General features: G+C 72.5%; 10 protein-coding genes. 3 read left to right on the forward strand and 7 right to left on the reverse strand.

What is annotated here, in order from left to right:
- Window positions 1–39 precede the first annotated feature (39 nt).
- From LCH29_RS03065 to LCH29_RS03085, 5 genes are all read right to left on the reverse strand, one after another.
- Entirely contained in the window at window positions 40–1,587 is a 1,548-nt protein-coding gene (locus LCH29_RS03065) for a mannitol dehydrogenase family protein (RefSeq protein WP_446460100.1), read from the reverse strand.
- 11 nt (window positions 1,588–1,598) lie between these two features.
- Entirely contained in the window at window positions 1,599–2,831 is a 1,233-nt protein-coding gene (gene manD, locus LCH29_RS03070; RefSeq protein WP_446460101.1) for a D-mannonate dehydratase ManD, read from the reverse strand.
- Window positions 2,828–3,826, reverse strand: coding sequence for a 2-hydroxyacid dehydrogenase (locus LCH29_RS03075; protein WP_446460102.1), 999 nt, complete (start codon window positions 3,824–3,826; stop codon window positions 2,828–2,830). The genes manD and LCH29_RS03075 overlap by 4 nt, the downstream gene beginning before the upstream one ends.
- Entirely contained in the window at window positions 3,823–4,860 is a 1,038-nt protein-coding gene (locus LCH29_RS03080) for a LacI family DNA-binding transcriptional regulator (protein WP_446460103.1), read from the reverse strand. The genes LCH29_RS03075 and LCH29_RS03080 overlap by 4 nt, the downstream gene beginning before the upstream one ends.
- Before the next feature lie 156 nt (window positions 4,861–5,016).
- A complete protein-coding gene (locus tag LCH29_RS03085) occupies window positions 5,017–8,394 on the reverse strand; it encodes a pyruvate carboxylase (RefSeq protein ID WP_446460104.1) in 3,378 nt (1,125 codons plus the stop codon).
- 184 nt (window positions 8,395–8,578) lie between these two features.
- Here LCH29_RS03085 and LCH29_RS03090 point away from each other — a divergent pair, with 184 nt between their 5' ends.
- Both LCH29_RS03090 and LCH29_RS03095 read left to right on the forward strand, forming a co-directional pair.
- The gene (locus LCH29_RS03090; RefSeq protein WP_446460105.1) at window positions 8,579–9,799 is read left to right on the forward strand and encodes a cytochrome P450; all 1,221 of its coding nucleotides are present in this window, start codon (window positions 8,579–8,581) and stop codon (window positions 9,797–9,799) included.
- Between the two features lie 55 nt (window positions 9,800–9,854).
- On the forward strand, window positions 9,855–10,472 hold the full coding sequence (locus LCH29_RS03095) for a helix-turn-helix domain-containing protein (protein WP_446460106.1): 618 nt from the start codon (window positions 9,855–9,857) through the stop codon (window positions 10,470–10,472).
- Here LCH29_RS03095 and LCH29_RS03100 read toward each other — a convergent pair.
- Entirely contained in the window at window positions 10,460–13,645 is a 3,186-nt protein-coding gene (locus LCH29_RS03100) for a cytochrome P450 (protein ID WP_446460107.1), read from the reverse strand. The two genes, LCH29_RS03095 and LCH29_RS03100, sit on opposite strands and share 13 nt — an antisense overlap.
- 167 nt (window positions 13,646–13,812) lie before the next feature.
- Between LCH29_RS03100 and LCH29_RS03105 the strand changes: the two genes are divergently transcribed.
- A complete protein-coding gene (locus LCH29_RS03105) occupies window positions 13,813–14,496 on the forward strand; it encodes a PAS domain S-box protein (RefSeq protein WP_446460108.1) in 684 nt (227 codons plus the stop codon).
- 22 nt (window positions 14,497–14,518) lie between these two features.
- Here LCH29_RS03105 and LCH29_RS03110 read toward each other — a convergent pair whose 3' ends face one another.
- The gene (locus tag LCH29_RS03110) at window positions 14,519–15,277 is read right to left on the reverse strand and encodes a hypothetical protein (protein ID WP_446460109.1); all 759 of its coding nucleotides are present in this window, start codon (window positions 15,275–15,277) and stop codon (window positions 14,519–14,521) included.
- Window positions 15,278–15,512: the final 235 nt, after the last annotated feature.

Raw genomic sequence — 15,512 nt, forward strand, 5'->3', positions numbered from 1 at the left:
TGGCGGGGGCGGGGGATGAAGGGGGAGGGGACGGGGGTTTCAGGGGCCCTGAACGGACCCCTGGCGGGAGCCGTGGGCGTCGGCCGCCGCCGCGGCGGGGCCGTGCCGGACGATGATGTCGATGAGGTCGGCGATCCGGGCGGTGAAGGCCGGATGGTCCGTCAGGTGGTCGCCGAGCAGCCCGCTCTCCAGCACGGCCTCGACGAACGCGGTACGGGGCCCGGGGGGCGCGGACCGGGCGAGGTCGGCCAGTGACTCGCGTGCCGGGTCGGCCATCGCGGCCGCATGGGGCCCGGGTGAGAAGCCGGACGGCGGTGCCACACAGCACAGATACGCGGCCACGGTCAGCGCCAGATGGTGGGGCATCCGCCCGGCCCGCAGATGGAGCAGGGCCGGTTCCGGCACCCGCTGGCGGAGCTTGACCGAGCCGTCCGAGCCGACCTGCCGGGTGCGGTGGCCCAGCGCGGTGTTGGCCCAGCGGTCGAACAACTGCCCTATGTATTCCTCCAGTTCGATGTCGGCGGGCACGGTGAAGCTCGGCAGATAGTCGTCGTGGAGCACACTGCGCGCGGCCTCGGCGATGAACGGCCGGGCGATGGCGTCCGGGATGGTCTCCCGCCCGTCCAGCGCGCCGAGATAGGCGATGAGCGAGTGGGTGCCGTTGAGCAGCCGCAGCTTCAGCAGCTCGTACGGTTCCACATCGTCCGTGAACAGCGCCCCACCGTGTTCCCAGCGCGGACGGCCTGCGGCGAAACGATCCTCCATGACCCACATGGAGAACGGTTCGGCCGGTACGGGGACGGCGTCGCGCACCCCGAGGCGGTCGGCGACCGCGTCCCGGTACACATCGGTGGTGGCGGGCACGATCCGGTCGACCATGGAGCTGGGGAACGTCACCGAACGCGCCAGCCACGGCAGCAGTTCCTCGCGCTCCGCGGCCGGGAGCGCCTCGGTGAACTCGTGCACCAGCCGCCGGGTCTGGGGCCCGTTGCCCACCAGGTTGTCGCAGCTGAGCACCGTCAGCGGCCGGGCGTGGGTGCGGACCCGGCGCTGGAGCCCGCGCACGATCCGCCCGATGGTGGTCCGGGGCGGGCCGTCACCGCGCAGATCGGCCCGCACCGCCGGGGAGTCGAGGTCGAGGCCGTGGGTGCGCGGGGAAAAGGTGTAGCCGTGTTCGGTGACCGTCAGGGTGACGATGGCCGTACCGGGCGCCGCCAGCGCGTCCTGGACCTCGTCGGGCTGTTCCGCGGCCACCAGCGCCCCGGTGTGCACCGCGGGCACGCTGACTCGGGTGCCGGAGGGCGAGATCTCCACCACCGCGTAGCGCAGTTGCTGCGCGCGCAGCGCCTCGGCCACGGTGGCCGAGCGCCCGGCGACCCCGAGGATGCCCCACGGGCCGTCGGTGTGGTCCAGCGCGGCCGCGGTGTGGACGGCCTGGTGGGCACGGTGGAAGTTGCCGAGCCCCAGATGCACGATGCCGGTCTCGGTGGGCGGCCGCCGCGGGGTGAGCACGGACGCGGCGGCGGTGCTGCGGTCCAGGCGCGGCAGGCGCGCCGGAGTGGCCAGCGTGGTGGGGGGCGTGGTCATGGGGGAGATCCTCACCAATCCGTCATCGAGCCGTCGCGCCGTCGCGCGACCGGCAGGTAGGCGGGTTCGTACGGAAAGCGGGCGGCGAGCGTTTCGTCCACCTCGACTCCGAGACCGGGCCGGTCGCCCGGGTGCAGATGTCCGTCGGCGTAGGACCACGCGTGCCCGAACACCTCGTGCACGAGCGGCTCGTATCCCATGTACTCCTGGATGGCGAAGTTCGGCGTGGCCAGGCCCACGTGCAGCGACGCGGCCAGCGCCACCGGGGACACGTCCGAGGGGCCGTGCGGCCCGAGCCGTATCTGCCAGATCTCGGCGAGGGCCGCGATCCGCCGCAGATGGCTGATCCCGCCCGCGTGGCTCACACAGGTCCGCACGAAGTCGATCAGCTGCTCGGTGATCAGCGACTGGCATTCCCAGACCGTGTTGAACACCTCGCCGATCGCCAGCGGCACGGTGGTGTGCTGCCGTACGTGCCGCAGCACCTGCTGGTTCTCCGCGGGGGTGACGTCCTCCAGCCAGAACAGGTCCACGTCCTCCAGCGCGCGCCCGAGCCGGGCGGCCTGGCCGGGGGTGAGCCGGTGGTGCGCGTCGTGCAGCAGCTTCAGTTCGGGCCCGACATGGTCCCGTACGGCGGTGAGCACCTTCGGCGCGTGCCGGAGGTAGGCGTCGGTGTCCCACACCTCCTCCGCCGGGGCGGCGCCGCGCCCGGCCGGTTCGTACCCCCGGCCGCTCCGGCTCACCCCGTACACCGTGTCCAGGCCGGGGACACCGCTCTGCGCCCGCACGGCGCGGAACCCCTCCTCGCGCCGGGCGTCGATCGATTCCAGCAGCTGCGGGACGTCCCAGCCGGTGGCATGGGTGTAGGTGAGGATCCGGTCGCGGACCGCGCCGCCGAGCAGCTGGTAGACGGGCTGGCCGGTGGTCTTGCCCTTGATGTCCCACAGGGCCATGTCCACCGCGCCGATGGACGTCATCGTCACCGGGCCGCGCCGCCAGTAGACCCCGCGGTAGAGGTACTGCCAGGTGTCCTCGATGCGCGCCGGGTCGCGGCCGATGAGCAGCGGCGCCACATGGTCCCGCAGATACGAGGCGACGGCCAGCTCACGGCCGTTGAGCGTGGCGTCGCCCCAGCCGACGAGGCCCTCGGTGGTGGTGATCTTGAGCGTGACGAAGTTGCGGCCGGGGCTGGTCACCAGCACCTCGGCGGCGGCGATGGTGTCGCTCTCGGGCGTCGCGGTCATCGGGCCACCGCCACCACGTTGCGCAGCGGCTCGCCGCTTGCCAGCCGGCCGATGTTGGCGGTGATGTCGGCGGCGCGGCGGATGAAGGTCTGCCGGGTGAGGCCGGAGGAGTGGGGCGTCATCAGTACGTTGTCCAGCGTTTCGAAGGGATGCCTGCTGGGGGCGCCGGTGTGTCCGCTCGTCGGGTACCGGTACCAGACGTCGAGCGCCGCTGCCCCGATGGTGTGGGTGCTCAGCGCCTCGTACAGCGCGTCCTCGTCCACGACGGGACCGCGTCCGACGTGGACCAGCGCCGCGGACGGGCGCATCCGGGACAGCTCGGCCTCGCCGATGAGCCCGGTGGTCTCCGGTGTGTGCGGCGCCGACACCACGACCACGTCGGAGGTGTCCAGCAGCGCGCCGAGGTCGTCGATGGTCCCGGACCAGGTCAGCCCCTCGGCCGTCGCGTCCACCTCGCCCCGCCGGGTGACCGCCACGCCGCTCGCGCCGAACGTCCGGAACCCCTGCCAGCAGCGGGCGCCGATGTGGCCGAAGCCGACGAAGCCGATGGTGGCCGCGGACAGCGAGTCCATCCAGGGGGAGTGCGGATCGTGTGCGGGGGAGTCCCACAGCCCGCGGCGCAGTGCGTCGTGCTGGCGCAGGAAGCCGCGCCGCAGCAGGATCGCGGCCGATACGGCGTATTCGGCGATCGCGTCCTCGTGGTGGAAGGTGTTGGCCACCCGGGTCCCGGGCGGCAGCGCGGTCAGATCGATCTCGTCCGTTCCCGCACCGGCCGTGTGGACCAGCCGGAGCCGGGTGGCGAGGGCGGCCGTCCGGGCGGTGCACTGCCCCGCCACCAGCACGTCCGCGTGCGGCACCGCGGCCTCGACCGCCTCGGCGTCCTTGGGCTCGGGCCAGCTGACGACCGTACCCGCAGGAAGGGCGGCCTCGAACTCGTCGCGCAGCGGACGCAGATTGGCGTCGGCGACCACCACGGTCAGGGGCTCGGGGGTCATGGCGTTCCCTTTTCCGCCGCCACCGCGGCCCCTGCCTGGACGGAGTGCGGTGCCGGGCCGGTGGACCCGCGCACGATGAGCTGGGTGGGCAGCCGCAGGGTGCGGGGCATCTGCCGCTCGCCGCCGAGGACCTGACCCAGCAGCTCGTGGCTGAGCGCGCCGGCCCGGGCCATCGGCACCGCGATGCTGGTCAGGGACGGCTGCGCCACTTCGGCGAAGGGGATGTCGTCGACGCCGATGACGCTCAGCCGCTGGGGAACGCCCAGCCCCAGCGCCCGGGCGCCGGAGATGACGCCCAGGGCCATCAGATCGTTGTGCGCGATCACGGCGGACGCTCCCGAGGCCATGACGCTCGCCGCTGCGGCCGTGCCGCCCGCCACCGTCTCCGACTGCCAGCCCAGCAACTCCAGCTCGAGACCGACGCGTTCGGTCTCGGCGCGGATCAGCGCGACCCGGTGCGCGTTGGACCACGAGCGCTGCATGCCCTGGACGTAGGCGATCCGCCGATGGCCGAGCGCGGACAGGTATTCCACGGCCTGGCGCATCCCGTGGGCGGCGTCGGCGATCACACAGTCGGCGCCGGCCGTCTCCCGGTTGACCAGCACGGCGGGCGTCCGTCCGCACAGGTCCAGGACCTCGTCCGCCTCCAGCCGGGGCGAACACACGATCAGCCCGTCCGCCTGCCCCGTCATGTGCGCGATCACCTCGCGCTCCCGGTCCGGGCTCAGATCGGTGTCGGCGAGCACGACGGTCTGCCGACGGCGCCAGCCCTCGCCCTGGGCGGCCTTTACGAAGGCCCCGAACACGGGGTTGGCGATGTCGGGGACGACGACGGCGACCGTGGCGGTCTCCGTGTCGGTGAGGGGCTCGGCGGCGCGGGCGGCCACCGGTGGTTCGTATCCCAGTTCTTGGGCAACGGCCAGGATCTTGCGCAAGGTCTGCGGTCCCAGCCGGTCCGGGTTGCTGAACGCCCGGGAGGCCGTGGACAGCGCCACGTTGGCGCTCTTGGCGACGTCGGTGAGGGTGGGGGCCATGGCGGCCCGCTACCGGCGTGAGGAGAGGTTGCGGGTGAACGACATAGTGCATGGTGTTCACCGTTGCGCAACCTTGTCAACGGTTGCCGAAGTATTGGCAAGGCCCCGGTCCGGTGGCCTGAATCTTCCACCGGACCGGGGCCGTGAGGCCGTGCCTCAGCCGAGGTCGACCAGCAGGTCACCGCCTTCCACCTGCTGGATGCTGTTGATGGCCACCCGGGAGACCCGGCCGGCCTTCGGCGCGGCGATGGTGGCCTCCATCTTCATCGCCTCGATGGTGGCCACGGTGGCACCCGCCTCGACCTGGTCGCCCTCGGCGACGGTCAGCGTCACCACCCCGGCGAACGGCGCGGCCACATGGCCCGGGTTGTTCTTGTCGGCCTTCTCGGTGGCCGGGATGTCGGAGGCCGCCGAGGTGTCCCGGACCTGGATCGGGCGCAGCTGCCCGTTCAGGGTGGACATCACCGTTCGCATACCGCGCTCGTCGGCCTCGCCGATGGCCTCCAGCTCGATGAGCAGCCGCACCCCGGGCTCCAGGTCCACCGTGTACTCCTTCCCCGGGCGGATCCCGTAGAAGAAGTCCTTGCTGTCCAGCACGCTGGTGTCGCCGAACGTCTCCCGGTGGGTCTCGAACTCCTTCGTCGGGCCGGGGAACAGCAGCCGGTTCAGGGTCCGGCGGCGGTCGTCGGCGAGGTGCTGCCGGTCCTCGGCGGACAGCTCCTCCGTCGTGGGCCTGGCCTCCGCCCGCCCCTCCAGCGCCTTGGTGCGGAAGGGCTCCGGCCAGCCACCGGGCGGGCTGCCCAGCTCACCGCGCAGGAAGCCGATCACCGAGTCCGGGATGTCGAACTTGTTGGGCTCGGCCTTGAAGTCCTCCGGCGACACCCCGGCGCCCACCAGGTGCAGCGCGAGGTCGCCGACGACCTTCGAGGACGGGGTGACCTTCACGAGGTGGCCGAGCATGCGGTCGGCGGCGGCGTACATCGCCTCGATGTCCTCGAAGCGGTCGCCGAGGCCGAGCGCGATGGCCTGGGTGCGCAGGTTGGACAGCTGGCCGCCGGGGATCTCGTGGTGGTACACCCGCCCGGTCGGCGAGGCGAGGCCCGCCTCGAACGGTGCGTAGATCTTGCGCACGCTCTCCCAGTACGGCTCGAGACCGCCGATCGCCTCCAGGTCGAGCCCGGTGGGCCGCTCGGAGTGGTCGGTGGCGGCCACGATCGCCGACAGCGAGGGCTGCGAGGTGGTGCCCGCCATGGACGCCACCGCCCCGTCCACCGCGTCCGCACCGGCCTGGATCGCGGCCAGATAGGTGGCGAGCTGTCCGCCCGCGGTGTCGTGGGTGTGGATGTGCACGGGCAGGTCGAACTCCCGGCGGAGCGCGGACACCAGCTTCGCGGCGGCCGGGGCGCGCAGCAGCCCCGCCATGTCCTTGATGGCCAGCACGTGCGCGCCCGCGTCCACGATCTGCTGGGCGAGCCGCAGGTAGTAGTCCAGGGTGTACAGCTTCTCCGACGGGTCGGACAGGTCGCTGGTGTAGCACAGCGCCACCTCGGCGACCGCGGTGCCGGTGCTCCGCACCGCCTCGATGGCGGGCCGCATCTGCCCGACGTCGTTGAGCGCGTCGAAGATGCGGAAGATGTCGATGCCGGTGGCGGTGGCCTCGTGGACGAAGGCGTCCGTCACCTCGGTCGGGTACGGGGTGTATCCGACGGTGTTGCGGCCGCGCAGCAGCATCTGGAGACAGATGTTGGGCACCGCCTCGCGCAGCGCCGCCAGCCGCTCCCAGGGGTCCTCGGCGAGGAACCGCAGCGCCACGTCGTAGGTGGCGCCGCCCCAGCACTCCAGCGACAGCAGCTCCGGCACGGTGTGCGCCACCGCCGGGGCCACGGCGAGGAGGTCCTTGGTACGTACGCGGGTGGCCAGCAGCGACTGGTGCGCGTCCCGGAACGTGGTGTCGGTGACCCCGATCCGCGGCGACTCGCGCAGCCACCGGGCGAAGCCCTCCGGGCCCAGCTCGGTGAGGGTCTGCTTGGATCCGGCGGGCGGCGCCCCGTCCGGCACCTGCGGCAGCTTCCCGGCCGCGTCGATCAGCTGGGGCCGGGGGCCGTGCGGCTTGTTGACCGTGATGTCGGCGAGATAGGTGAGCAGCTTGGTGCCGCGGTCGGCGGAGTGCCGCGCGGTCAGCAGATGCGGCCGCTCCTCGATGAACGACGTGGTGACGTGCCCGGCCCGGAAGTCCGGATCGTCCAGCACGGCCTGGAGGAACGGAACGTTGGTGGACACCCCGCGGATACGGAACTCGGCCACCGCGCGCCGGGCCCGCCCGATGGCGTGGTCGAAGTCGCGGCCCCGGCAGGTCAGCTTCACCAGCATCGAGTCGAAGTGGGCGCTGATCTCGGCACCGGCGTGGGTGGTGCCGCCGTCGAGGCGGATGCCCGAGCCGCCCGGCGAGCGGTAGGCGCTGATCATGCCGATGTCCGGGCGGAAGCCGTTGGCCGGGTCCTCGGTGGTGATCCGGCACTGGAGCGCGGCGCCGCGCAGATAGACGGTGTCCTGCGACAGACCGAGGTCGCGCAGGGTCTCCCCGCTCGCGATCCGCATCTGCGACTGGACGAGGTCGACATCGGTGATCTCCTCGGTCACCGTGTGCTCGACCTGGATCCGCGGGTTCATCTCGATGAAGACGTGGTTGCCCTCGCGGTCCAGCAGGAATTCCACCGTGCCCGCGTTGCGGTAGCCGATCTGCCGGGCGAACTTCACCGCGTCCCCGCAGATCCGCTCGCGCAGCTCCGGGTCGAGGTGGGGCGCGGGCGCCATCTCGATGACCTTCTGGTGGCGGCGCTGCACCGAACAGTCCCGCTCGAACAGGTGCATGACATTGCCCTCGGCATCGGCGAGGATCTGCACCTCGATGTGGCGGGGCTCGACGACCGCCTTCTCCAGGAAGACCGTCGGATCGCCGAACGCCGACTCCGCCTCGCGGGCCGCCGCCTCGATCGACTCGCGCAGCAGCCGGGGCTCCTCGACCCGCCGCATCCCGCGCCCGCCACCGCCCGCGACGGCCTTGACGAACACCGGGAAGCCCAGCTCCTCCGCCGCCCGTACCAGCTCGTCCACGTCCGAGGAGGGCTCCGAGGAGCCGAGCACCGGCACCCCCGCCGCCCGGGCCGCCGCCACCGCCCGCGCCTTGTTGCCGGTCAGCTCCAGCGTCTCCGCGCTCGGGCCGACGAACGTGATCCCCGCCTCCTCGCACGCCCGCGCGAGGTCGGGGTTCTCGGACAGGAAGCCGTATCCCGGGTACACCGCGTCGGCCCCGGCCTGCCGCGCCGCGGCGACGATCTCCTCGACGGACAGATAGGCCCGCACCGGATGGCCCGGCTCGCCGATCTCGTACGCCTCATCGGCCTTCAGCCGGTGCAGCGAGTTGCGGTCCTCGTGGGGGAACACCGCGACCGTCCTCGCTCCCAGCTCATAGCCGGCGCGGAACGCCCGAATGGCGATCTCTCCTCGGTTGGCGACCAGCACCTTGCGGAACATGTGCGTATCCCTTCCTACTGCCCGTCCTACTGCCCGGTACGAACACAGCCTGCTCGCGACACTACTGCTGCCCAGCGCGCCGGACGGCACCCTTGTGATCCAGTTCGCACCTCGGGCATGGTGCCCGGGGGACCGAACGGCGTTCCCCGGAAGAGTCCGCAGGCTGCTGCCGAGGAGGACCATCGTGAGTGCCCCGTCGTCCGCGCCCCATCAGGCCCACCAGGCCCACCAGGCCCCGCTGTACCCCAAGCAGCGCGCCAACTACGTCGATCCCGCGCCCGCACTGATCACCGGCCCCGCCATCAGCCCGCTCCGGTTCGTCGGCGGCAGTACGGGATGGCTGGTCACCGGGTACCACGAGGCCCGGGAGGTGCTGCGGGATCCGCGCTTCAGCGCCGAGCGGTGGCGCGGCGACGACACCGTGCGGCCCGTCTCGCCGAACGTCCGGGAGAACCGCGGCAACGGGCCGGGGTCGTTCCTGAGCATGGACGCCCCCGAACACGGCCACTATCGCGGGTTACTCACCCGCTACTTCACCGTACGGCGGATGCGCGCCCTCGAACCCCGCATCGACGGCATCGTCACCGACTGCCTGGACGCCCTCCAGGCCGCCGGAAAACCGGCCGACCTGGTGGAACACTTCGCGCTGCCGGTGCCCTCGCTGGTGATCTGCGAAATGCTCGGCGTGCCCTACGCGGAGCGTGAGACCTTCCAGCGGGCCAGCGCGCAGATCCTGGTCCAGGACCAGTCGGGCGGCCAGTTCGACCAGGGGATGCGCACGATCACCGGCTTCCTCGGCGAGCTGACCGCCGCCAAGCGGCGCGCCCCCCAGGACGATCTGATCTCGTACCTCACCTCCGTCGGCGAGCTGTCCGACGTCGAGATCAACAACATGGCGGCGCTGCTGCTGATCGCCGGCCACGAGACCACCACCAACATGCTCAGCCTCGGCACCTTCGTCCTGCTCCAGAACCCGGAGCAGATGCGGCGGCTGCGCGAGGACGACGCGCTGGTGCCCGGCGCCGTCGAGGAGTTGCTGCGCTACCTGAGCATCGTCAACGCCTTCCCGGTCCGGATCGCGCTGGAGGACGTCGAGATCGGCGGCGTCACCGTCACGGCGGGCCAGAGCGTGGCGGTCTCGGTTCCGGCCGTGAACCGGGACCCCGCACTGGTGGACGAGCCCCACAGGCTCGACGTCGGCCGCCCCCGCAGCAGCCACCTCGCGTTCGGATACGGCATCCACCAGTGCCTCGGCGCGAACCTGGCCCGGATCGAGCTCGCGGCGGGCTACCGCGGACTGCTCGGCCGGTTCCCGGACCTCGCGCTCGCGGTGGCGCCGGAGGAGGTGCGGATGCGCAGCGACATGGTCATCTACGGAGCCCACGAGCTGCCCGTCACCTGGTGATCGGCCGATCATCCGAGACTTGACAAAACTTCTTGCCGCACCGGCAAATGGGAGGATGGCAGACGAGGACATTCCCGAGGCGCTGAACGCCGTCGGCCCGCGGCTGCGGGCGTTGCGGCGGGAGCGCGGAGCCACCCTGGCCCAGCTGAGCGAGACCACCGGGATCTCGCTCTCCACCCTCTCGCGGCTGGAATCGGGGCAGCGCAAGCCCACCCTGGAACTGCTGCTGCCCCTGGCCAAGGCCTACGGCGTCCAGCTGGACGAACTGGTCGGCGCGCCGCCCACCGGCGACCCCCGCATCCATCCCCGCCCCTTCACCCGGCACGGACAGACGTTCGTGCCGCTGACCCGCTACCTCGGCGGGCTGCACGCCTACAAGCAGATCCTGCCCGGCCGGAAGACGGGCGCCGACGCCCGGCCTTCGCAGGCGGTGCACGAGGGGTACGAGTGGCTGTACGTCCTCTCCGGCAAGCTGCACCTCGCCCTCGGCGAGCACGATCTGATCCTCACCTCGGGCGAGGCCGCCGAGTTCGACACCCGTACGCCCCACGGCTTCGCCAGCGCGAGCGCACAGCCCGTCGAGTTCCTCAGCCTCTTCGGCGCCCAGGGCGAGCGCATGCATGTGCGCGCCCGCCCCACGGCGACTGAGCCGGGGCGCGGTCACCCGGCGTAGACGTCCTCCACGTAGCGGCCCTCGGCCATCAGGGCGTCCAGCCACCGCTGCGCCGCCGCGTCGTCGGCGCCGGGGGTGTGGGCCGCGTACACCGACCGGAAGGCCTCCCGCACCCCGGGGGCCATCCGGGCGCCGTCGCCGCACACGTACACCGCCGCGCCCTCCGCCAGCAGCCGCCAGATCTCCGCGGCGTCGGCGGCGATGCGGTGCTGGACGAAGCGGTGGCCGTCCACCGGGGCCCGGCTGAACGCCGGGCGCATGGACACCGCACCGACCGCCTCGGCGGCGCGCAGCTCCTCGCCGTGCAGATAGTCGGCGTCCGGCGCGTCGCAGCCGAAGTAGCACAGTGCCGGGGCGAGCGGTGCGCCGGACTCCACGAGCGCCCGCCGGTCCGCGATGGTGCCGCGGAAGGGGGCGAGCCCGGTACCGGCGGACACCATGATGACCGGCCGGTCCGGCGCGTGGCCGATGCGGAACGCGTCCCGGCAGGGCTGCACCCGGGCGAGCACGGTGTCCCCGGGCCGCACCGCGTTCAGATGGCCGGAGCCGGTGCCCTGGAAGCCGCTCGCCTCATCGCGCAGCAGCGACACCATCAGATCGACATGGCGCGGCGAGACGGCGGGGGAGGACGAGATCGAGTAGTGGCGCGGCCGCAGCGGCGGCAGCAGCTCCAGCAGCACCGGCCAGGTCAGCGTCTCGCACAGCGCCGGGTTGGACTCGATCAGGTCCAGCAGGGTGCGTATCCCGGGGGTCTGCGCGGCGAGCGCCGCCTTCTCCGGCGGGCAGGGATTCAGCTCGGCGAGCAGGGCCAGCTGCTCGGCGCTCGGACGGTGGTTCAGCTCCAGGTGGTGGGTCAGCAGCTCCCGCACGCTGACCGGCCGGTCCACGGCCAGACCGCCGCGGCGGGCCGGGCGCGCGGGCACGATGCTCAGCACGGTCTCCGGGTCGGCGTGGAGCAGCTTGGCGGCCCGGGTCACCAGCTCCGGGTCGTTGGCCGGGAGCACGGTGAGGTGGTCGGCGGTGCGGTACGCGACCCCCTCGGGCAGGGCCAGCCGCACGAACCGCTTGACGCGCGCGTACGACGGATCGCTCAGGCTGCCCGTCTCGGTGACCTCCATCGCCACCATGCCGTGCTGCCGCGCCGATGCGTCCAGCGGCCCGCCGGTGACCTCGGTGACGGTGTACGCCGGGCCGTCGTCCGCCGCGTCCGCGGCCGGGGCCGCGCCCACGGTGGCCGGGTCGCCGTGGCGCTCCAGCAGCGCGGTGCGCAGCCGCTCGGTGAAGTCCCGCACCGTGCCGCTGAGATCGCCCGAGGCGTCGGCCGCGGCCCGGTCGATCAGCCGGGTGGCGCCGAGGGCGGCCAGCCGCTCGTCGATCAGAGTCGGCACGCGCTGGTAGGTGGCGGCCCAGTTGCGGTCGCCGACGCCGAGCACCGCGTACGCGACGCCGTCCGCCGCGCCCGGCTCGGCCGTCTCCAGCCAGGCCAGGAACGCGGCGGCGTCATCGGTGGGCTGCCCGTTGTAGGAGGCGGCGGTGATGACCACCGGGCGGTCGGTGGGCAGCCCGCCTGCGTACGCGTCGAGCGGGGCGACCTCGGTGGCGCAGTCCAGGCCGTCCGCGTCGGCGGCCAGATCCTCGGCGAAGGAGCGGCAGGTGCCGAAGTTGGTGCCGTACAGCAGCAGCGCACCGGTGTCCTGGCGCACCCGGCTCGGCAGCGAGGCGTCCCGTACGGGCGCGCTTGTCGCCACCGCGGCGGCCGCCGCCACCGCCCGCTCCTCCGGGGTACGCGGGATCAGCCGCAGGGTGAGGCCCTCGGGCTTGAGGGTGAGCGACTCCTTGACGTGGAGCCGGTAGTCCGCGTGGTCGATCAGCCGGTAGCGGTGCACCAGCATCGCGAGCAGCATGGTGGCCTCGTGCAGCGCGAACTGCCGCCCGATGCAGGCCCGTTCACCGGTACCGAACGGCTTGTACGCGTGCACCGGACGCGCCGCCTCGGCCTCCGGGTCGAAGCGCGACGGGTCGAACAGCTCCGGGTTGTCGCCCCACACCGCGGCGCGGTGCAGCATCGGGGTGAGCACGATGGCGGGCTGCCCGGCCCGCATCGGAATGCGCCCGCCGAGCATCGTGTCCTCGCGCGCCTGCCGGGAGAACGCGGCCGCGGTCGGCCACAGCCGCAGCGCCTCGTTCAGCACCTGGCGGGTGTAGCGCAACAGCCCCACCTGCTCGAACGTCGGCTCCGGGTTCGCGTCGGCGCCGAACAGCGCGTCCGCCTCCCGCTGCACCCGGCGCAGCTCGCCCGGATTCTTGGCGAGGTAGTGGAGGGCGAAGGACAGCGCGCCCGAGGTGGTCTCGTGACCCGCGATCAGGAAGGTGATCACCTGGTCCCGGATGTTGGCGTGGTCCAGTGGGGTGCCGTCGGACGGATGCGTGGACCTGAGCATCAGCCCCAGCAGATCGTCGGTGCCCGTCTCGCCCGCGGCGACCCGCGCCTGGATCACCTCGTCGACGACGGACGTGAGGTACGCCGTATCGGCGCGGAACGCCTCGTCCTGCTCGCTGTAGTCCACGTCCGGGCGGCGCGCCACCTTGCGCATGCTCCACTCCAGGCAGCGCACCATGGCTTGCACGAACGGATGCGGCTCCGCGCGGTCGAACGAGCCGAAGTCGTAGCCGAACCCGGCCAGCCCGATGGTGTCCAGCGTCATCCGCGTCATGTCGTCCGTCACCGCGACCGGCTCGCCGCTCGCCGCGCGGGCGTCCCACGCGTCGAGCACCCGCCGCGCCACCTGGAGCATCACCGGGTGGTAGGTGCGCATCGAGCCGAGCGCGAAGGCGGGCATCAGGATGTCGTGCGCCTTCGCCCAGTTCGGCTCGTCGTTGTACGCGGTGAACAGCCCGTCGTGGGTGAACTCCCGGACGTTCTCCAGCGACTGGTTGACGAACTTGGCGAACCGCTGGTCGTCGCACAGCTCGGCCACCAGGTCGGGGTCGCTGACGAACAGTATGTCGGTGCCGTGCAACCGGCGCCGCAGCACCGGGCCATGGGCCCGCGTCAGCTCCATGGCCTGCTGGACCGGCGTGTTGTTGGTCCGCGCGGAGATGTCGACCAGCGGGACGCCGTCGGAGCTGTCGCCCTCGGCGGTCCCGGCCGGAAGGAGGGGGGGTTCGGTCATGACGATGCGATGCCTTCCATGCGAGGGGATGTCTCCAGCGTCGCCCCGCCGACCCGGGCCGCCCGCCCGTCGCACTACATGATTTTGTAGTGCCGGACGGTGTGATCGACTTGCGCACGCGCCGTTCGCGGTGTCAAGAGGAGTGACGTACGAGAGCGAGGTCCGGCATGGACGAGCCCGAGGTGCCGGAAGAGGCCAGGAAGATCCTCGGCGGCGAGGACTGGGTCGTCTGGCGCAACCGCTCGCTGCTGCTCTTCGACCGGGTCCCGGTGCCGTGCGCGGTGTGCCGCACGGACGGCGAGGTCCTGATGGCCAATCCGGCGATGGCGGCCGAATGGGGCACCGCCCCCGGGCAACTGTCGGGGCGCAACGTCCTGGAGCTGTTCCACCCCAACGCGGCCGCCCAGGTGCACCGCATCGTCGAGGCGGTCCGGCTCGGCCGCCGCTCCCGCTATCCGATGGAGGTGCGGTGGCAGTCGCCGGACGGGGCGCGGCGGTACGGCGAACTGACCGCGGACACCGTGAGCGACACCGACAGCCCGATGTGGCTGCTGGTGCTGCTGCGGGTGCTCGGCGAGGAACCCCGGCCGCGGGGCGGTGGCGCGGCGGACCCGGCCCCCGAGGAGGCGGAACGGGCCGCCCCCATCGAGGTCCGGATCCTCGCGCTCGCGGCGGGCGGCCACACCACCGCCCAGATGGCCCGGCAGACCGGGCTCACGGTGGACGGCGTCAACTACCACCTCACCCGGCTCTCCCGCCGCTGGGGCGTCGGCAACCGCGCGGAGCTGGTGGCCCGGGCGTACGTGCTCGGCGTGCTGGCCCCGGGCGTCTGGCCGCCGGAACCCGCCTGACGCTTCCTGCCCTGACGGCGGTTCAGCCGCGAATGGTCACCCCGTGGTGGGTACGCAGCCGCCGCAGCTCCCACAGCGACAGCGCGGTCACCGACAGCGGACCGCCGAACGCTGCGGCCAGCTGGGCGGGCAACGGCCCGTGGGGCAGCCCGTCCGACAGCAGGTTGAAGCCCGCGATCAGCCACACCAGCACCGCGGTGAGCACGGGTGGCAGCGCGGCGTGCACATAGGCGGTGTTGAAGGCGCTGCGCGCGACGTACGCGGAGGACAGGACGAGGAACACCAGCGTCCACGGCAGCCCCACCATCAGCGGCAGGCCGACCACGAACAGCATCACGCCGTGCAGCCCGTGCAGCAGCGTCGTCTGGCCCACCACATAGATGAAGGCACCGAAGGCCGCCAGGATCAGCACATACCAGCCCACTGTCTTGAGCGGGCCGCTCAACCGGGAGCGCAGCTCCGGTCGCCGGTGCGGGGGCGCGTAGAGGATGAAGCCGAACACGACCAACGGGCCGGTGAGCAGGAGCAGGAGCGGGGTCGCGAAGAGATTGGCGGCACCGTCGCTCGCCGCACCGCTCCAGCCGCCGTCCGCCCCGTACATGTAGATGAGCGCCAGGCTCGCGACGATACCGAGAACGGAGCGGGTGAGCTGGACCTGGTCGACGAGGTGGTCCCGGACCCGCCCGCCCCCCTCCTGGTCGAACAGCCGCTTCGCCACGCGGTTCGCCGAACGGACCAGCGGGATGAGCGGCGAGAGCAGCCACCACCGACGGCGGCGCACCGGGGCCGGCGGATACGGGCGGGGCGGCTGCGGAGGCATACCGTACGGGGCCGGTGGTGGCGGACCGTAGGGGTTCGGCGGTGGCGGGCCGTAGTACGGATTCTGCGGCGGCGGCCCGTATGGATCGGGTGCGGGAGGCGGCCCGTACGGCCCGCCTCCCTGTCCAGGATTGTTCGGCGGCTGCCATCCCCCCGTAGCCACGCGCACTCCTCTCTCGACATGTGCCGTGGCGGCG

This window comes from Streptomyces sp. BRA346 (genome assembly GCF_052851135.1).